General features: G+C 73.3%; 16 protein-coding genes and 1 pseudogene. 10 read left to right on the top strand and 7 right to left on the bottom strand.

Annotated features, from left to right (window positions below; translation table 11 throughout):
- Positions 1–232: 232 nt before the first annotated feature.
- The 3 genes from recA (at position 233) to rny (ending at position 3,975) form a co-directional block, all read left to right on the top strand.
- Positions 233–1,360, top strand: coding sequence for a recombinase RecA (recA, locus tag ACIQOV_RS02280; RefSeq protein ID WP_401043927.1), 1,128 nt, complete (start codon positions 233–235; stop codon positions 1,358–1,360).
- A gap of 4 nt (positions 1,361–1,364) precedes the next feature.
- Positions 1,365–2,372 carry a regulatory protein RecX gene (locus tag ACIQOV_RS02275; protein WP_401043924.1) on the top strand — a complete coding sequence of 336 codons (1,008 nt, stop codon included), beginning with the start codon at positions 1,365–1,367 and terminating at the stop codon, positions 2,370–2,372.
- A gap of 187 nt (positions 2,373–2,559) precedes the next feature.
- Positions 2,560–3,975, top strand: coding sequence for a ribonuclease Y (gene rny, locus ACIQOV_RS02270; RefSeq protein WP_401043930.1), 1,416 nt, complete (start codon positions 2,560–2,562; stop codon positions 3,973–3,975).
- 83 nt (positions 3,976–4,058) lie between these two features.
- On the opposite strand, the gene ACIQOV_RS02265 is transcribed toward rny, so the two are convergent.
- From ACIQOV_RS02265 to ACIQOV_RS02245, 5 genes are all read right to left on the bottom strand, one after another.
- The gene (locus ACIQOV_RS02265) at positions 4,059–5,786 is read right to left on the bottom strand and encodes an FAD-dependent monooxygenase (RefSeq protein WP_401043921.1); all 1,728 of its coding nucleotides are present in this window, start codon (positions 5,784–5,786) and stop codon (positions 4,059–4,061) included.
- A 122-nt stretch (positions 5,787–5,908) separates the two neighbouring features.
- The gene (locus ACIQOV_RS02260) at positions 5,909–6,757 is read right to left on the bottom strand and encodes an amino acid ABC transporter permease (RefSeq protein ID WP_401043918.1); all 849 of its coding nucleotides are present in this window, start codon (positions 6,755–6,757) and stop codon (positions 5,909–5,911) included.
- A complete protein-coding gene (locus ACIQOV_RS02255; RefSeq protein ID WP_359907105.1) occupies positions 6,754–7,404 on the bottom strand; it encodes an amino acid ABC transporter permease in 651 nt (216 codons plus the stop codon). The genes ACIQOV_RS02260 and ACIQOV_RS02255 overlap by 4 nt, the downstream gene beginning before the upstream one ends.
- Positions 7,405–7,456: 52 nt before the next feature.
- Positions 7,457–8,362 carry a glutamate ABC transporter substrate-binding protein gene (locus ACIQOV_RS02250; RefSeq protein ID WP_359907103.1) on the bottom strand — a complete coding sequence of 302 codons (906 nt, stop codon included), beginning with the start codon at positions 8,360–8,362 and terminating at the stop codon, positions 7,457–7,459.
- 115 nt (positions 8,363–8,477) lie between these two features.
- A complete protein-coding gene (locus tag ACIQOV_RS02245; RefSeq protein WP_359907100.1) occupies positions 8,478–9,251 on the bottom strand; it encodes an amino acid ABC transporter ATP-binding protein in 774 nt (257 codons plus the stop codon).
- A 391-nt stretch (positions 9,252–9,642) separates the two neighbouring features.
- Here ACIQOV_RS02245 and ACIQOV_RS02240 point away from each other — a divergent pair, with 391 nt between their 5' ends.
- Entirely contained in the window at positions 9,643–10,401 is a 759-nt protein-coding gene (locus ACIQOV_RS02240) for a response regulator transcription factor (protein WP_380540185.1), read from the top strand.
- Between the two features lie 6 nt (positions 10,402–10,407).
- Positions 10,408–11,832 (top strand): sensor histidine kinase, encoded by a 1,425-nt coding sequence (locus tag ACIQOV_RS02235; RefSeq protein WP_401043911.1) that lies wholly within the window; start codon positions 10,408–10,410, stop codon positions 11,830–11,832.
- Between the two features lie 22 nt (positions 11,833–11,854).
- On the opposite strand, the gene ACIQOV_RS02230 is transcribed toward ACIQOV_RS02235, so the two are convergent.
- Entirely contained in the window at positions 11,855–12,874 is a 1,020-nt protein-coding gene (locus ACIQOV_RS02230) for a TAXI family TRAP transporter solute-binding subunit (protein WP_401043909.1), read from the bottom strand.
- Positions 12,875–12,969: 95 nt separating this feature from the next.
- Here ACIQOV_RS02230 and miaB point away from each other — a divergent pair, with 95 nt between their 5' ends.
- Both miaB and ACIQOV_RS02220 read left to right on the top strand, forming a co-directional pair.
- The gene (gene miaB / locus ACIQOV_RS02225) at positions 12,970–14,472 is read left to right on the top strand and encodes a tRNA (N6-isopentenyl adenosine(37)-C2)-methylthiotransferase MiaB (RefSeq protein WP_401043906.1); all 1,503 of its coding nucleotides are present in this window, start codon (positions 12,970–12,972) and stop codon (positions 14,470–14,472) included.
- 82 nt (positions 14,473–14,554) lie between these two features.
- A complete protein-coding gene (locus ACIQOV_RS02220) occupies positions 14,555–15,253 on the top strand; it encodes a class III extradiol dioxygenase subunit B-like domain-containing protein (RefSeq protein ID WP_401043903.1) in 699 nt (232 codons plus the stop codon).
- Positions 15,254–15,338: 85 nt separating this feature from the next.
- On the opposite strand, the gene ACIQOV_RS02215 is transcribed toward ACIQOV_RS02220, so the two are convergent.
- Positions 15,339–15,599, bottom strand: coding sequence for an antitoxin (locus tag ACIQOV_RS02215; RefSeq protein WP_401043901.1), 261 nt, complete (start codon positions 15,597–15,599; stop codon positions 15,339–15,341).
- Positions 15,600–15,763: 164 nt separating this feature from the next.
- On the opposite strand from ACIQOV_RS02215, the pseudogene miaA reads away from it, so the two are divergent.
- The 3 genes and pseudogenes from miaA to dapF all read left to right on the top strand — a co-directional run.
- Positions 15,764–16,702, top strand: a pseudogene (miaA, locus tag ACIQOV_RS02210) (tRNA (adenosine(37)-N6)-dimethylallyltransferase MiaA); the annotation flags it as partial.
- A 249-nt stretch (positions 16,703–16,951) separates the two neighbouring features.
- A complete protein-coding gene (locus tag ACIQOV_RS02205) occupies positions 16,952–17,464 on the top strand; it encodes a hypothetical protein (RefSeq protein WP_401043898.1) in 513 nt (170 codons plus the stop codon).
- A 96-nt stretch (positions 17,465–17,560) separates the two neighbouring features.
- A complete protein-coding gene (gene dapF, locus ACIQOV_RS02200) occupies positions 17,561–18,466 on the top strand; it encodes a diaminopimelate epimerase (RefSeq protein ID WP_401043895.1) in 906 nt (301 codons plus the stop codon).
- Positions 18,467–18,599 lie beyond the last annotated feature (133 nt).

Genomic DNA, 18,599 nt, shown 5'->3' with positions numbered 1-18,599 from the left:
CAGGTTGGCGACACTCAGCAGGGTGATCCGGCGCAGCGGCTCCGCCCGCTCCGGCGCGTCACCCCGGGGGCGGCACGGCCCGGACGTGCGACGCTTGAATCGAACAGATGTTCTTTGTACTCTCCGGCGAGGAGTTTTCCACAGGCCGAGCCCGATCGAGCCCGTTTGTCAGTGGGACGCGCTAGCGTCGAGGACGATGAAGCGCACAGCACAGAACCCGAGGGAAAAAGCCATGGCAGGTACGGACCGCGAGAAGGCCCTGGAGACCGCTCTCGCCCAGATCGAGCGGCAGTTCGGCAAGGGCTCGGTGATGCGCCTCGGCGAGAAGGCCAACGAGCCGGTCGAGGTGATCTCCACCGGGTCCACCGCCCTGGACGTCGCCCTCGGGGTCGGCGGCATCCCGCGCGGCCGGGTGGTCGAGATCTACGGCCCCGAGTCCTCCGGCAAGACCACCCTGACCCTGCACCTGGCCGCCAACGCCCAGAAGGCCGGCGGCACGGTCGCGTTCGTCGACGCGGAGCACGCGCTCGACCCGGAGTACGCCAAGAAGCTCGGCGTGGACACCGACGCCCTGCTGGTCAGCCAGCCGGACACCGGTGAGCAGGCGCTGGAGATCACCGACATGCTGATCCGCTCCGGCGCGATCGACCTGGTGATCATCGACTCGGTCGCGGCGCTCGTGCCGCGCGCCGAGATCGAGGGCGAGATGGGCGACTCGCACGTCGGTCTGCAGGCCCGACTGATGAGCCAGGCGCTGCGCAAGATCGCCGGTGCGCTGAACCAGTCGAACACCACCGCGATCTTCATCAACCAGCTGCGCGAGAAGATCGGCGTGATGTTCGGTTCGCCGGAGACCACGACGGGTGGCCGGGCGCTGAAGTTCTACGCCTCGGTCCGCCTCGACATCCGCCGGATCGAGACCCTGAAGGACGGCACCGAGGCGGTCGGCAACCGCACCCGCGTCAAGGTGGTCAAGAACAAGGTCGCCGCGCCGTTCAAGCAGGCCGAGTTCGACATCCTCTACGGCGTGGGCATCAGCCGCGAGGGCGGCCTGATCGACATGGGCGTGGAGCACGGCTTCATCCGCAAGTCGGGCGCCTGGTACACCTACGAGGGCGACCAGCTCGGCCAGGGCAAGGAGAACGCCCGCAACTTCCTGCGGGACAACCCGCAGCTCGCCGACGAGATCGAGCGGAAGATCAAGGGCAAGCTCGGCATCGGCCCGAAGGTGGAGGAGCCGGCCGAGAGCGGGGCCGACGCCGCCGCTGCTGCTCCCGCCGCCGACGGCGCCGCCAAGCCGATCACCGCGACCGCCACCAAGACGGCCGCGGCGAAGAAGACGGCGGCGGCCAAGGCCTGATCCGTTGACGCAGTACGACACGGTGGGCGGCGGCCCGGCGGGCCCGGAGGACGACGACTACGGCCCGCCGGACTGGTTCGCCGCGGTCGCGGAGGAACCGGAGCCGGCGGCCGAGAGGCCCGGGCGGAGGCCCTCCCAGCGCGACCGCCGCTCCACCACGCAGTGGGCATCCGGCCCCGAGCCGGAGTTCGACCTGGCTCCGGACCGGGCGGTGCGCGGCGCGGCGCCCGGGCCGGAGCCGGCGGAAGCATCGGTCGAGGCGCTCGGCCTGGTCTCCGCCTCCGAGCTGCCCACCGGCCGCCGACGACGGCGCTCGGCCCGGGAGGCCGAGGAACTCGAAGCGGCGGGGCCCGCTTCGGCACCGGCGGCCGTGGAGAGCGGCCGGGGCGGAGGCGAGGCGGCCGGTCACGGGGGTGCGGCCGCCTCGGCCTCCCGTCGCGGCGCCCGTCGGGGCCGTTCCGCGGCCGGGCCGTCCGGGGAGGAGGGCACCGGCCGTGCCTCCCGGAAGCAGGCCGAGGAGTCGGTCGATCCGGAGACCCGCGCGCGGGACATCTGCCTGCGGCTGCTGACCGGCGCCGCCAAGACCCGCAAGCAGCTCGCCGACGCCCTGCGCAAGCGGGAGATCCCGGACGAGGTCGCCGACGAGGTGCTCACCCGGCTCGAAGAGGTCGGGCTGATCGACGACGCGGCCTTCGCCGCGGCCTGGGTGGAGTCCCGGCACGCCGTCCGGGGCCTGTCCCGGCGGGCGCTGACCCAGGAGCTGCGCACCAAGGGCGTCGCCGCCGACCTGGTCGAGCAGGCCGTCGCCCAGGTCGACCACGACGACGAGACGGACGCGGCCCGGGCGCTGGTGGAGCGCAGGCTGCGCTCCACCCGAGGGCTGGACGCACAGGTGCGCACCCGGCGGCTGGTCGGGATGCTGGCCCGGCGCGGCTACTCCGAGGGACTGGCGTTCCGGGTGGTGCGCAGCGCGCTGGAGGAGGAGCGGAGTGAACTGTCGGGTCGGGAGTAGTGGCAGTTCTGTAGGCGTCCTGGAGTGAACCAGGTCAACCCTTGACCCTTTCATGACCCCCACCTAGCCTCGCCATCAGTTCCCGGGGCGCCTCCGTACGGCGGCCCGCGCGGCGACGGGGGAGTGGGCGGCACATGGGGATCTCGGCGGGCACCGGCCCGGGCGGCTCGCTGGTGGCGGTCGCCGGATCGGCCGCGTTCCTGCTGCTGGTGTTCGCGGTGGCCGCCGGACTGGTGATCAGGCGGCTCCGGGCGGCCGGCACAGCGCGCTGGCCGAGGCCGAGCAGGCCCGTCGGCGGGCCGAGGAGCAGAGCGCCGGGCAGCGGGCCGAACTCGCCCGGCGCGAGCAGGACATGGCCGAGGAGCTGCGCAGGCTGCGCCGCCGCGAGGACGAACTGGCGGAGCGCTCGGCCGAGTTGGAGCGGTCCCGGAGCGAGTCCGAGGCGCTGGTCGCCTGCCGGGTGGCGGCGCTGGAGCGGGCCGCCGGGCTCTCCGCCGAGCAGGCCCGCGCCGAACTCCTGCGGGAGGCCGAGGAGTCGGTCCGGCGGGAGGCCGCGGTCACCGTCCGGGAGATCGAGCGCGAGGCCAAGGAGGAGGGCGAGCGTCGGGCCCGGGACATCGTCGCCGGGGCGATCCAGCGGCTGGCGACGGAGCAGACGATGGAGAGCGCCGTGACCGTCCTGCCGTTGCCCAACGAGGACATCAAGGGCCGGATCATCGGTCGGGAGGGCCGCAACATCCGGGCCTTCGAGGCGGTCACCGGCGTGAACCTGATCGTCGACGACACCCCCGAGTCGGTGCAGCTGTCCTGCTTCGACCCGGTCCGCCGGGAGACCGCTCGGCTCACCCTGGAGCAGCTGGTCGAGGACGGCCGGATCCACCCGACCCGGATCGAGCACCTGCACGAGCGCAGCCGCGAGGAGGTCGGGCAGCGCTGCGTCCGGGCCGGCGAGGACGCCCTGCTGGACGCCCGGGTCGGCGCGATGCACCCCGAACTCGTCCGCACCCTGGGCTCGTTGCGCTACCGGGCGTCGTACGGGCAGAACGTGCTCGGGCACCTGCTGGAGTCCGCGCACCTGGCCGGGATGATGGCCGCCGAGCTCGGGGTGGACCCGGAGCCGGTGCGGCGCGCGGCGCTGCTGCACGACATCGGCAAGGCGCTCACCCATGAGTCGGAGGGCAGCCACGCGGCGGTGGGCGCGGAGCTCGCCCGGCGGTACGGCGAATCCCCCGAGGTGGTGCACGCGATCGCCGCCCACCACAACGAGGTCGATCCCCGGACGGTGACGGCCGTGCTGACCCAGGCCGCGGACGGCTGCTCGGGCGGTCGGCCAGGCGCGCGCAAGGAGTCGCTGGAGCTGTACGTGCGGCGGCTGGCGCGGCTGGAGGAGATCGCGCGCTCGCACCAGGGCGTGGCCGAGGTGTACGCGATGCAGGCCGGCCGCGAGGTCCGGGTGATGGTCCGCCCGGACGCGGTGGACGACCTGGGCGCGGAGCTGATCGCCCGTGAGGTCGCCCGCCAGTTCTCGACCGAGCTGACCTACCCGGGCCGGATCCGGGTGACGGTGGTCCGCGAGAGCCGGGCCACGGCGGTGGCCGGCTAGGACGGCCCGCCAGGAGACCTGCCAGACCTGCCTAGACCTGCCAGGACCGGCCGGGCCGTCCCGCCAGGACCCGCCAGGACCCGTCAGGACACGCCCTGGCTCGGGGAGTCCACCTCGCGGGGCGCGGGTTGCTCGGCCGGGTCGGGGGCCGGGGTGAGCGTGGCCGGGCCGCCGCGGGCGCGGTCGGCGAGGGCGAGGAGGTCCTCGGCGACGGCGCCCTGGGTGACGCCGACGAGGTGGCCGTCCGGGCGGATCAGCAGGACGGTGTGCGGGCCGGCGCCCGGGTAGTCCTCGGTGACCAGCACCTCGGCGGGGACGGGCAGCGCGGCGGCGACCTCGGCGAGGCGGGGCATCAGGCCGGCGCCGAGCCAGTGCTCGGAGGACCAGACGGCGGTGCCGGGGGCGACCAGCAGCAGCAGGAAGGTGGTGCCGAGCCGGGCGTGCAGGTGGTCGGGGGTGCCGTCGTCGGCGAGCACCGGAAGGTCCGGGACGAGCACCCCGGGGGCGGTGGCGGGCAGCAGCTCGCTGAGCGAGGTGGTGCCGCGCGCGCCGCGCTGCACCGGGACCCGGCCGGGGACGCCGGAGGGCGCCGCCGGGTAGGCGGGCGCGCCGCCGAACCGGCCGGTGCCGAGCTGGCCGTCGGCGAGCAGCGGGGCGTGCTTGCGGAAGCCGCCGACCAGCAGCGAGCGCCGGGTCTGCTGCCAGCCGCGCAGCGGGCGCAGCAGCGGCATGGACTGGTCGACCGCGCGCAGCCGGGCGCCGACCGCACCGCGCCGCTCGGCCTCGTAGCCGTCCAGCAGCGATCCGCCGGGCTGCGGGCCGCCGGAGTGGAGGTGCCAGGCGAGGGCCAGCCGCCAGGCGAGGTTGTCGGCGTCGCGCAGCCCGTCCGGGAGGTTCTGCATGCCGAGCGCGCCGTGCAGGTGGGCGGCGTCGCCGGCCAGGAAGCAGCGGCCGATCCGGAAGCGGGCGGCGAGTCGCTGCTGGGCGGTGTGGTCGGCGGCGGCCAGCAGTTCGAAGCGGGGCAGCTCGCCGCACCAGCCGGTGAGGGTGGAGGTGACCCGGGTGAGCAGGGTGTCGCCGGTGACGATGCCGGGCCAGGTGGCGTGCGGGTCGACCGTCTCGGTGGCGGCGGGCCGGCCGGGGGGCAGTCGCCAGTCGAGCCGCCAGACGCCGTCCGGCAGCGGACGGGCGGAGGCCTCGCGGTCGCCCCGCCACGGGGGCTCGCGGTGCAAGCGGGCGCCGTCGAAGGGCAGGTCGACCCGGACGGTGGCGATGGCGTTGCGGTCGACCGCCGGGCGGCCGGGGAAACGGATCTTCAGGAGCTTGCGGACGGTGGATCTGGCGCCGTCGCAGCCGACCAGGTGGCTGCCGCGCCACCAGGTGGTGGAGCCGTCCTGGGTGCCCATGGTGCGGATGCTGACGCCGTCCCGGTCCTGTTCGAGTTCGACGACCCGGTTGAGCGGGACCAGCTTGATCAGCGGGGTGCCGGTGAGGGCGTCGCGCAGCCCGCGCTGGAGGCGGTGCTGGGGCAGGTGGTAGGTGGGCGAATCGGTGAGGTCGATCCGCAGCACCTCCTGGCGGCGGCGCCAGACGGCGAAGGAGTCCCACAGCGCGGAGTCCGAGGCGGCCCGCGGGTAGCCGATCCGGGTCAGGAAGGCGGCGGTGTCGGCGCCGAGCACGAGGCTGCGCGGGCCCTCGGGACAGAGTCCGGAGCCCTCGTCCAGGACGATGGTGGGTACCTCGTGCCGGGCCAGGGCGAGGGCCAGGGCCAGACCGACCGGTCCGGCCCCGACCACGATCACCGGGTCCATGAGGGAACCTCCGGGCGCGAACCGGCCGATCGGCCGGCGTCAGTTACCGCTGCCGCATATGCCGCGTGGATGCTCCCGGGAGGTGTCACGAAGAGCAATGCAACAGTTCACCTGCGTGTCCGTCAAGCAGAAGCTGAAGTGCGCCGGTTCGCGCCGCGACGGCCGCGTGCTTCGATCCAGCGTGCGAGCGCGGTCAACAGAAGGCACATCACGATGTAGATCGGGCCGATCACGAGCACCACGGGGATGTAGGGGAAGCCCGCGGCGTTGATCGGCTGGCTGGCGATCTTCTTGCCCATGAACAACAGTTCGCTGTAGGTGATGACGAAGCCGAGCGAGGTGTCCTTGAGGGTGACGACCAGCTGGCCGATCATCGAGGGCAGCATCGAGCGGACGGCCTGCGGCACCAGGATCGACATCATCACCTGGGTCTTGCGCATGCCGAGCCCGTACGCCGCCTCGCCCTGGCCGCGCGGGACGGCGTTGACGCCGCTGCGGATGATCTCGGCCTGGACCGCCCCGTTGTAGAGGGTGAGACCGAGCACCAGCGCCCACATCGGCTGCTGGGCGAAGAAGGCGTAGTAGAGCCCGACGATCAGGATCAGCAGCGGCATCGCCCGGAAGAACTGGGTGAAGGCCGTGCAGAACCAGCGGACCGGCCGGTGGTCGGAGAGCTGACCGGCCGCCAGCAGCGCGCCCAGAGTGAGCGAGAAGGCTGCCGCGAGCCCGAAGGCCTCCAGGGTGGACAGCAGGCCGTCCACGATCTGCTGCTGGACGAAGGTGTACTGGAAGGCGTCCCAGAGGCCGGCGTCGAACTGGCCGTTGTCGTTCAGCGCGTTGAAGACGTACCAGAGGAGACCGGCGATGCCGAGCACCGAGAGGACGCCGAACATGCGGTACCGGGTACGGGCCTTCGGGCCGGGGGTGTCGTAGAGGACACTCGCCGACGCCTGACGGTTCAGAATGCTCATCGGGCCACCGCCAGTCGGGATTCCAGGAAGCGGAAGAAGGTGGCGACCGTGGCGCTGATCAGCAGGTAGGCGCAGGCCACCCAGAAGAAGATGGCGAAGATCGAGTAGCCGCGCTCGGAGAAGGTCTGCTGGGCGCTGTACAGCTCGGGGACGCTGAACGCGCCGGCGATCGCCGAGTTCCTGGGCAGGGCGATGAACACGCTGCTCATCGGGCCCAGGACGGTCCGGGCGGCCTGCGGCAGGACGACCAGGGTGAGGGTCTGGCCGAAGGTCATGCCCAGGCTGCGGGCGGCCTCCGCCTGGCCCAGCGGCACGGTGTTGATGCCGGAGCGGATGACCTCGCAGACGAACGAGGCGGTGTACCCGCCGAGCGCCAGCACCGCGAACGCCAGGTGGCTGAAGTGCACGCCCAGCGGCGGCAGGCCGAAGGTGACGGCGAAGAACAGCAGCGTCAGCGGGGTGTTGCGGAAGAGCGTCACCCAGGCGGTGCCGAAGGCGCGCAGGACCGGCACCGGGGAGACCCGGAAGGCCGCCAGCAGGGTGCCCAGCAGCAGGGCGAGAAGAGCGCTGAGCGCGCTCACCTCGATCGTCTGTAGGAAGCCGTCGCGGAACAACGCGAAGTTGTCGTCCTCGAACAGGAACCCCATCCGGCGGCCCTCCTCTCAGTTCATGGTCGGGAGTCGACGTACGGCGGGCGGATCAGTAGCGCTCGAGGGCCGGGACGTCCGGCGCCGGGGAGCCGGAGGCGCCCAGGGTCGCGTCGTAGGCCTTCTTCCAGTCGCCGTTGTCCTCGTGGGCCTTGAGGGCGTCGCTGATCGCGTCGCGCAGCGCCTTGTCGTCCTTGTTGAGGCCGACGCCGTAGTTCTCCTTGGTGAACGGCTTGCCGACCACCTTGAGCTTGGGGCTGTACTTGGAGGCGTAGCCCTTGAGGATCGCGTCGTCGGTGGTGACCGCGTCGACCTCGCCGGACAGCAGCTTCTCGACGCAGGCCGAGTAGGTGTCGAACTGGGTGACCTTCGGGTTGTACTGCTGGATGTTCTTGATCGAGGTCGAGCCGGTGGCGGTGCAGACGTTCTTGCCGCCGGTGCTCTCCGGGCCGGTGATCGTGGTGTTGTCGGCCTTCACCAGCAGGTCCTGGCCGGCGATGTAGTACGGGCCGGCGAAGGAGACGCTCTTCTTGCGCTCGTCGTTGATGCTGTAGGTGCCGACGTAGAAGTCGATCTGGCCCTTGGCGATGGCCGGCTCGCGCTGCGAGGAGACCAGGGTCTGCCACTTGATCTGCTGCGGGGTGAAGCCGAGGTCGGCGGCGATCATCTTGGCGATCTCGATGTCGAAGCCGCTGCGGTCGCCGCTGGCGACGTCCTCCCAGCCGAGGTTCGGCTGGTCGGCCTTGGCGCCGATGATCAGCTGGCCACGCTTCTTGGCCTCGGCGAGGACCGCGGAGTCCACCTTGACGTCGGTCTTGACCGTGTAGCTCGGCAGCTTCGGGGCGCCGGCGCCGCTGCTCGCGGCGGTGGCGCCGGGGGTGCCGTCCTTGCCGCAGGCGGCGGTGGCGGTGAGCGCGACGGCACAGAGCGCGACGGCGAGGGTGCGGGACGTCCTCATGAGGGTTCTCCTGGGGCTGGGCCGCGGTGTCAACCGGGCTCTGGCGTCTGGAAGGCGTGCACGGGCGGGGCCGGCCGGCACTGCGGCCGGGGGCGGTCCCGCCGGTCTCGAAGCGTCAGTGGTGGAGGATCTTCGAGAGGAAGTCCTTGGCGCGCTCGGAGCGCGGCGCGGTGAAGAAGGCGTCCGGGGTGTTCTGCTCGACGATCTTCCCGTCGGCCATGAACAGGACCCGGTTGGCGGCGGAGCGGGCGAAGCCCATCTCGTGGGTGACCACGACCATCGTCATGCCGTCCGCGGCGAGCTGGCGCATGACCTCCAGCACCTCGTTGACCATCTCCGGGTCCAGCGCCGAGGTGGGCTCGTCGAAGAGCATCACCTTGGGCTTCATCGCCAGCGCGCGGGCGATCGCCACGCGCTGCTGCTGGCCGCCGGAGAGCTGGGCCGGGAACTTGTCCGCCTGCGCGCCGACGCCGACCCGCTCCAGCAGCTCCCGGGCGGTCTTCTCGGCCTGCGGGCGGGGCACCTTGCGCACCTTCACCTGGCCGATGACCACGTTCTCCAGCACGGTCTTGTGCGCGAACAGGTTGAAGCTCTGGAACACCATGCCGACCTCGGCGCGCAGCCGGGCCAGTTCCTTGCCCTCGTCGGGCAGCGGCCGGCCGTCGATCGTGATCGCGCCGGAGTCGATCGTCTCCAGCCGGTTGATCGTCCGGCAGAGCGTCGACTTGCCCGAGCCGGACGGGCCGATCAGCACGACCACCTCGCCCTGGGCGATCCGGAGGTCGATGTCCTGCAGGACGTGCAGCGCGCCGTAGTGCTTGTTGACGTTGCTCAGCACGACCAGTGGGGCGGCTGCGGGGGTGGAGTCCTCGACCGGGCTCTCGGTCATCGCGCCTGCTCCCTCTGTCGTCGAATCACGCCTGTCCGAGAAGTCTCAACTCCCTTGACAAGCAATGGTGGTACGGATCCGGGGGCCGAGGCCGGCGGAGCCGCGGCCCCCGGTGGGCCGACCTTAGGAGCCATGACCGCGCGCCGTCAGCCGATCTGAGCGGAACTTGAGGATCACGAAACGGCCACACGGCGCTCGCACGCTGTTCGCGCGGGCGCCGACGGGGCATGTCACAGCGGGAATCCGCTCCGGTGCTCCCCGTTCCCCCCGGGCCCGGTGCGCGGTCGAACCTGGCGCCGGGCCGTTCACTGGCCCATACTGCGCAGGACCGGGACCTGAACGATCGGCCCGGTGATCATCGGTGATCACGTGGGGGAAGGAGGAGGACAGGATGCGACTGCTGCTCGTCGAGGACGACGAACGCGTGGCCGCCGCGCTGGTCGCGGTGCTGGGCCGGCACGGCTTCCAGGTCCGGCATGCCCGCAGCGGGCACGAGGCGCTGGACGCCCTGGTGCCGGACGGCAACGAGCCGTACCGCGTGGTGCTGCTCGACCTCGGACTGCCCGACCGCGACGGCTTCGAGGTGTGCAGCCGGATCAGGGCCGGCAGCGGCGTGCCGGTGATCATGGTCACCGCCCGCGCCGACGTCCGCTCCCGGATCCACGGCCTCAACCTGGGCGCCGACGACTACGTCACCAAGCCGTACGACATGGGCGAGCTGCTCGCCCGCATCCACGCCGTGGCCCGCCGCGGCGCCGCCCCCGCCGCGGTGGCGGTGCCCGCGCCCGACACCGTGCCGCAGCAGCGCGGCCCGCTGGAGTCCCGCGGCATCCGGATCGACCGGGAGCGCCGCCGGGTCAGCGTGGACGGCCGCGACGTGCCGCTCACCCGCAAGGAGTTCGACCTGCTCGCGCTGCTCGCGCAGAGCCCCGGCGTCGTCTACCGGCGCGAGCAGATCTTCAGCGAGGTCTGGCGCAGCGGCTGGGAGGGCAACGGGCGCACCCTGGAGGTGCACATCGGCTCGCTGCGCAACAAGCTGGCGCTGCCCGGCCTGGTCGAGGCCGTGCGCGGGGTCGGCTACCGGCTGATCCCCGACTGCCCGACGCCCGCCGCGGCCGAACCGGCCCCGAGCGCCCCCGCGGAGCACTGACCGCACGTGCGCACCCGCCTGCTCGGCATCCTGATCGCCCTCATGCTCTGCGTCCTGGCCGCCCTGGGGCTGCCGCTCGCGGCGGCGGTCGCGGCGGCCGAACAGACCAAGGTGGTCGTCGACCGGCTCGACGACGCCGCCCGCCTCGCCCAGGACCTGCCCACCTCCGGCGCCGCCGACTCCGCCCGCAAGGGCGACCCGGAACCCGCCCCGGGCGACGGCAGCCGGCAGCGCGCGATCGAGGCCGAGGTCCGCCGCTACCACGACCTGTACGGCGTGCGCCTGGGCATCTTCCAGCGCGACGGCGTTCCGCTCGCCGTCGCCCCGGACGACTGGCGGGTGCCCTCCGGGGGCTGGGGCGCCCAGGCCTTCCAGGAGGCACTGGACGGGCGGCGCAGCCACAACCCGCCGCAGGTCTGGCCGTGGACGCCGGACCGGACGATCACCGTCGCCGCCCCCGTGGTGCGCGACGGCGACGTGGTCGCGGTGGTGCTCAGCGAATCCCCGGCCGAGGCGCTGCGCACCCGGGTGGTGCACAAGTGGCTGGTGATCGGCGCGGGCGAGGCCGCCGCGATGATCGTCGCCGTGCTGCTCGCCGTCCGGCTCACCGAGTGGGTGCTGCGCCCGGTGCGCACCCTGGACCGGGCCACCCACGACATCGCCACCGGCCGGATGGCCGCCCGGGTCGCCCCGGGCGGCGGACCGCCCGAACTCCAGCGGCTGGCCCGCTCGTTCAACGAGATGGCGGACCACGTGGTGCTCGCCATGGACCAGCAGAAGGCGTTCGTCGCGGACGCCTCCCACCAGCTGCGCAACCCGCTGTCGGCGCTGCTGCTGCGGGTCGAGCTGCTCGGCCTGGAACTGCCCGAGGGCCACGAGGAGGAGCTCAGCGGCGTACGGGAGGAGGGCGCCCGGCTGGCCCGGGTGCTGGACGACCTGCTCGGCCTGGCCACCGCCGAGCACGCCCGCCCCGAACCGGAGCGCACCGACCTCGCCGAGCTCACCCTGTCCCGGGTGGACGCCTGGCGGCCGGTGGCCGAGCAGCGCGGGATCGGGCTGCGCTGGGACGGCCCGGCGCTGGCGATCGGGATGGCCGACCCGATCGGCTTCGGCTCGGCGCTGGACGCCGTGGTGGACAACGCGCTCAAGTTCAGCCCGGCCGGCAGCGAGGTGCGGCTGCGGGTGGCGGTGCGCCGGGACGAGGTCGCGGTGACCGTCACCGACGCCGGACCCGGCCTCACCGAGGACGAGCTGTCCCGGGCCGGGGACCGGTTCTGGCGCAGCACGCGGCACCAGAACGTGGACGGTTCGGGGCTCGGGCTGTCCATCGCCCGCACACTGCTGGCGGCCGGCGGCGGCACGCTCGGCTTCGCGCCGGTCAGGCCGACCGGGCTCGCGGTGACGCTCGCGGTGCCCCGGCCGGAGAAGTAGCCGCCGGGGCAGGCCCTACGCCCTACGGCTTCACCGAGCGGTAGTAGCGGGCCGCGCCGGTGTGCAGCGGGAGCGGGTCGGTGTAGACGGCGGTGCGCAGGTCGACCAGCTGGGCCGCGTGCACCTGGGCGCCGATCTGGTCCCGGCTGTCGATCACCGCGCGGGTCATCCCCTCGACCAGGCGCGGGTCCGCGTCGTCCAGGGTGATCAGCAGGTTGGGCACGGCCACCGTGGCGACGGCCTCCTTGGGCTCGGCGTTCGGGTACGTCCCCTTGGGCATGGTGGCCGCCCGGTAGGCGTCGGTGCCGCCGCCCTCGGCCTTGTGCAGGGCCTCGGCGAGGTCGCTCAGCGGCACGACACGGATCGGGAAGTGGTCGGAGAGGTCGGTGAGCGCGCTGGTGGGCAGGCCGCCGGACCAGAAGAAGGCGTCCAGCCTGCCCGCGCGCAGGTCGTCGGCGGCCTCGCCGATCCCCTTCGGCACCGGGACGATGTCGTGGTCCGGGTCCAGGCCGGCCGCGCCCAGCAGCCGCTTGGTCACCAGGTTCACCCCGGACTGCGGCAGGCCGACGCCGACCCGCAGGCCCTTGAGGTCGGCGGTGCGGCGCACCGGGGAGGAGGCCGGGACGATCAGCTGCAGGTAGTCGTCGTACAGCCGGGCGATGGCCCGCAGCTTCTCCTTGCCCTGGCCCTGGTAGTCGGCGACCGCGTCGGCGGTGGCTATCGCGAAGGCGTCCCGGCCTCTGATCACCCGGGTGAGGTTGTCGATCGAGCCCTCGGAGTTGTCCAGGGCCAGCCGCACTCCGGGCATGGCCCGGGAGACGTGGGCCTGGAGCAGCTGCCCGTACCGGTCGTAGACGCCGCGCTGCACCCCGGTGGCGAAGCGGACCTCGCCGCGCGGGTACCCGGGCGAGCGGCCCGCCGACAGCCACCAGCCGCCGAACCCGGCCACCAGCAGTACCACCACCAGCACCGTGCGCCACAGCGGGCTCCGGGCCGCGGTGCGGACGGCGGCGCCGAGACGGGACGCAGTGGTGGGGGTCATGCAGGGATACTGCCAGGCGCTCCGGCCGAACGGGAGTGGAACGGGTGGTGGAAGCTCAGGGAAAAGCCCTTCGCCGCTGCCCGTACCCTGGTCTGGTGAGCGGTGAGAGCGGATTGAAGAGCTACAAGGTCGTCACGCACGGCTGTCAGATGAACGTCCACGACTCCGAGCGGCTGTCCGGCCTGCTGGAGGACGCGGGGTACGTCAAGGCCGGGCCCGAGGGCGACCCGGACCTGGTGGTGTTCAACACCTGCGCGGTGCGCGAGAACGCCGACAACAAGCTGTACGGCAACCTCGGCCAGCTCGCGCCGGTCAAGACCCGTCACAAGGGCATGCAGATCGCCGTCGGCGGCTGCCTGGCCCAGAAGGACCGCGAGAGCATCGTCAAGCGAGCCCCCTGGGTCGACGTGGTCTTCGGCACCCACAACATCGGCCACCTGCCGGCGCTGCTGGAGCGGGCCGCGGTCGAGCGCAGGGCCCAGGTCGAGATCCTGGAGTCGCTGGAGACGTTCCCCTCCACCCTGCCGACCCGCCGCGAGTCCGCGTACGCCGCCTGGGTCGCCATCTCGGTCGGCTGCAACAACACCTGCACCTTCTGCATCGTCCCCGCGCTGCGCGGCAAGGAGGAGGACCGCCGCCCCGGCGACGTCCTCGCCGAGATCGAGGCGCTGGTGGACGAGGGCGTCATCGAGGTGACCCTGCTCGGCCAGAACGTCAACGCCTACGGCTCCGACCTGGGCGACCGCGAGGCCTTCTCCAAGCTGCTGCGCGCCGCCGGGCAGATCGAGGGCCTGGAGCGGATCCGCTTCACCTCGCCGCACCCCCGCGACTTCACCGACGACGTGATCGCCGCGATGGCCGAGACCCCGAGCGTGATGCACCAGCTGCACATGCCGCTGCAGTCCGGCTCGGACCGCGTCCTCAAGGCGATGCGCCGCTCGTACCGGCAGGACCGTTTCCTCGGGATCATCCGCAAGGTCCGCGAGGCGATGCCGGACGCGGCCATCTCCACCGACATCATCGTGGGCTTCCCCGGCGAGACCGAGGAGGACTTCGAGGAGACGATGCACACCGTCCGCGAGGCCCGCTTCACCAACGCCTTCACCTTCCAGTACTCCAAGCGCCCCGGCACCCCCGCCGCGGACATGGCGGACCAGGTGCCGAAGGAGGTCGTCCAGGCCCGCTACGACCGGCTGATCGCCCTCCAGGAGGAGATCTCCTGGGAGGAGAACAAGAAGCAGGTCGGCCGCACCCTGGACATCCTGGTCGCCGAGGGCGAGGGCAAGAAGGACGATCAGACCCGGCGGCTCTCCGGACGCGCCCCCGACAACCGGCTGGTGCACTTCACGAAGCCGGACGAGCCGGTGCGCCCGGGCGACGTGGTGACCGTCGAGATCACCTACGCCGCCCCGCACCACCTGCTCGCCGAGGGCCCGGCGCTCGCGGTGCGCCGCACCCGCGCCGGCGACGCCTGGGAGAAGCGCCGGGCCGCGCCCGCCGCCAAGCCGGCCGGAGTGATGCTCGGCCTGCCGAAGATCGGCGCCCCGGCCGAGCTGCCGCTGGCCGCGCCGACGGGCGGGGCCTGCTGCGGCGACTGACTGACCCGCACGTGTTCCGGGCGGCCCGGCGGGAGCTTCGGCTCCGGCCGGGCCGCCCGGCTTCTTGGCTAGAGTGATCCACATGCTGGTAGCCGCCGCCGTGTGCCCCTGTCCGCCGCTGCTCGTCCCCGAGGTCGCCGCCGGGGCCGCGCCCGAGCTGGACGCCCTGCGCACGGCCTGCGACGAGGCGCTGGCGGCGCTGGTCGCGGCCGGGCCGCAGCTGGTCGTGGTGGTCGGCACCGGGCCGACGGCCGAGGTCTGGACCGAGGGCGGAGCCGGCTCCTTCCGCCGCTACGGGGTGCCGCTGGTCGCCAAGCTGCCCGGCGACCGGGTCGAGGGGCCGGAGCTGGCCCCCTCGCTGACCGTCGGCGCCTGGCTGCTGGAGCGCGCCGGGGTGACCCTGCCGACGCACGCCTGCGCGGTGCCCGCCGACGCCCCCGCCGACCGGATGCTCGGCCTCGGCCAGGGCCTGGCCGGCCTCGCCGAGCGGGTCGCCCTGCTGGTGCTCGGCGACGGCAGCGCCTGCCGCTCGGTCAAGGCGCCCGGCTACCTGGACGAGCGGGCCGAGGGCTTCGACACCGCCCTGGCCGCCGCCCTGGGCACGGCCGACCTGCCCGCCCTGGCCGCGCTGGACCCGGGGCTGGCCGCCGAGCTCAAGGCCGACGGCCGGGCGCCCTGGCAGGTGCTGGCCGGCGCCGCGGAGGGCGCCGGCCTCACCGGGCGGCTGGGTTACCAGGAGGCGCCGTACGGGGTCGGGTACTTCGTGGCGTCCTGGTCCTAGCCGGCCGGGGCCGCCGGACCGGGACTCCCGGCCGTCGGGGCTCCCGGTCGGGGCCGCCGGACCGGCCAGGACCGGGACCGCGGGGTCAGGACCGCGGGGGCTGCCCCTCGTCGCCCGGCTTCGGCTTCTGGGCGAAGTCGCCGACCGCGTCCTTGGCCTTCTCGGCGCCGTGCTCGATCTTGTCGCTGTACTTGCCCTTGGTCGCCTTGTCGATGGCCCCGCCGGCCTTGTCCACGGCCTTCTCGATCTGGTCGCTGTGCTTGTTTGCGAACTCGCCGGCCTTGCCCTTGAGCTCCTCGGCCTTGCCCTTGAGGTTGTCCATCAGGCCCATGACGATCTCCTTCATCCGCTGTTCCCCGCACAACGAGCGGGCCGGGCAAAGCGTTCGCAAACCGGGCCCAACCGGGGAAACGGCCGGAAAATGTCCGGGAAACAGTCATATCGTCGCGCAGTCGCGGGCGGGTGGCAGCCCGGTCCCCGGTGGCCCGGCGGTTTTGGGAGACTGGAACGGTGAGCAGCTCCCGTACCCCGCATGTCGCCCCTCCCCGTGTGGTCTGCGTCGTCGGCGCGACCGCCGCCGGCAAGTCCGACCTGGCCGTCGCCATCGCCCGCAGCCTCGACGGCGAGGTGATCAACACCGACTCGATGCAGCTGTACCGGGGCATGGACATCGGCACCGCCAAGCTCACCACGGCCGAGCGCGGGGGAGTGCCGCACCACCTGCTGGACGTCTGGGACGTCACCGAGGCCGCCAGCGTCGCCGAGTACCAGCGGCTGGCCCGGGCCGAGATCGACCGGCTGCTCGCCGCCGGCCGCACGCCCGTCCTGGTCGGCGGCTCCGGGCTGTACGTCCGGGCGGCGATCGACGAGATGGAGTTCCCGGGCACCGACCCGGAGGTGCGGGCCCGGCTGGAGGCCGAGCTGGAGCTGGTCGGCCCGTACGCGCTGCACGGGCGGCTGGCCGAGCTGGACCCGGCGGCCGCCGAGGCGATCCTCGTCAGCAACGGCCGGCGGATCGTCCGCGCCCTGGAGGTCATCGAGATCACCGGGCAGCCGTTCACCGCCAACCTGCCGAGCAACACCGCCGTGTACGAGGCGGTGCAGATCGGCGTCGCCGTGCCGCGCCCGGAGCTGGACGAGCGGATCGCGCTGCGGGTCGACCGGATGTGGGAGGACGGGCTGCTGGACGAGGTGCGGGAGCTGGAGAGGGCCGGGCTGCGCGAGGGCAGGACCGCCTCCCGGGCGCTCGGCTACCAGCAGGTGCTCGACCACTTCGCCGGGGAGTGCACCGAGGACGAGGCCCGGGCCGAGACCGTCCGGGCGACCAAGCGCTTCGCCCGGCGTCAGGAGTCCTGGTTCCGCCGCGACGACCGCATCGAATGGCTCTCCCGGCCGGCCGGAACCGACCCCGTCGAGCTGCTGGAACGATCCCTCGAACTGATCGGCCGTCAGGCGGTTCCGGCCGTACAGGACGGGTTTTTGGCCAATCCGGCGGTGCACCTGCGCGCGCAGGCGACCGTGCAGGACGAACCGGCGGTCACGGCCCGATCACGTGATGGCCACGGATCACCCGTCGACCCCGGTCAGGCCCGGAACGCCTCTCTGGACATGCCATCATCGATGCCGTAGGGGTCGGCCGAACGGGCCGACCGTGCCCGGCCGCGAGTCCGCTCGTGTCGAACTGTCAGGGGAGGCCGTGTGTCGACGGGTACCGGCCCCGAATCCGGCCAGGGCGGAAGTGTCACCGCGCCGGCCGAGGAGTTCGACGAGTCGACGATGGGTGACCTCCCCGTGCTGACCGGACTGGAGGCACCGACCTCCTACGCGGCCGCGGTGCCCGCCCTGGACACCCGCACGCCGCCCGACGCCGCGGTGCACGAACGGGAGATCCGTCCGCTGCGCCGGCTGCGCTGGTGGCAGACGCTGCCGATCGCCCTGCTGGGCACCCTCGGCTCGCTGATGTTCGCCTTCCCGCTCGCCTTCGGCTCGGCCGGGGCGCGCGCCACCATGGTCGGGATGCTCGGGCTGCTGTTCACCGCCGCCTCGATGGGCTGGGGCGCGATGGCCGCCCGGCACGCCGGCTACACGTGGCCGGGACTGCCGCGGCGGGGCTCCGGGCAGCGGGCCGGCTGGAAGGCGATCGTGGTCTACACCCTGATCGCGCTGGCCGCCTGCGCGCTCGCGGTCTGGCGGGTCGCCTACCTGCGCTGAGCGCCGCCCGCCCGGAGCACCTCCGCCCCGGGCGCCTCCCGCTCCGGGAGGCTCCCGCCCCGAGCGGGCGGGTCGCCGCTCAGTACCATCGGAGGGGTGAGCGCATCCTCTTCCCAGCAGGGCGGCATCCCCTTCTTCAAGGGGCACGGCACCCAGAACGACTTCGTCATCGTCCCGGACCCGGACGGTGCGCTGGAGATCGGTCCCGAGACCGTCGCCGCGCTGTGCGACCGGCGGGCCGGCCTCGGCGGGGACGGGCTGCTGCGCGTGGTGCGTGCCGCCGCCGACCCGGCGGCCGCGGCGATGGCCGACCGGGCCGAGTGGTTCATGGACTACCGCAACTCGGACGGCAGCGTCGCCGAGATGTGCGGCAACGGCCTGCGGGTCTTCGCCCGCTTCCTGGTCGAGGCCGGCCTGGCCGAGCCGGGCGAGCTGGCCGTCGCCACCCGCTCCGGGGTGCTCACCGCGAAGGTCGCCGAGGCCGCCGAGGACGGCACGCCCGGCGACGTCACCATCGACATGGGCCGGGCCCGGCTGCCCGGGCCGGACGGCATCGAGGTCGCGGTCGGCGAGCGGCGCTGGCCGGCCCTGAACGTCAACATGGGCAACCCGCACGCGGTGGCCTTCGTGGAGAGCCTGGACCACGCCGGCGACCTGTTCGCCGCGCCGCTCACCAGCCCCGCGAGCGCCTACCCGGAGGGCGTCAACGTCGAGTTCGTGGTGGACCGCGGGCCGCGGCACGTCGCGATGCGGGTGCACGAGCGCGGCTCGGGCGAGACCCGCTCCTGCGGCACCGGCGCCTGCGCGGTGGCGGTGGCGGCCATCCGCCGGGACGGCGCCGACCCGGCGGTCACCGGCGAGTCGGTCGCGTACACCGTGGACGTGCTGGGCGGGCGACTGGTCATCACCGAGCACCCGGACGGCCGGGTGGAGATGACCGGGCCGGCGGTGATCGTGGCCGAGGGGCGGCTGGACGGGCGTTGGTGGGAGTCGGTGCGCTGAGGCCTGCGGCCCGGTTTGCCCAATTCGTGTGGTGACGAATCCCCCCGATCGGGTGATACCGGTCGCGGACGGGAATCAGGGCGTCGCGGAACGTGCTCTGCTCGGTAGCATGGACCACCGGGTCGATCACCCC

It is taken from the genome of Kitasatospora sp. NPDC091257 (genome assembly GCF_044757675.1).
Classification (GTDB): Bacteria; Actinomycetota; Actinomycetes; order Streptomycetales; family Streptomycetaceae; genus Kitasatospora; species Kitasatospora lactacystinica.
Note: the sequence above shows the minus strand (reverse complement) of the source record. Positions and strands in the feature narration are given on the sequence as shown.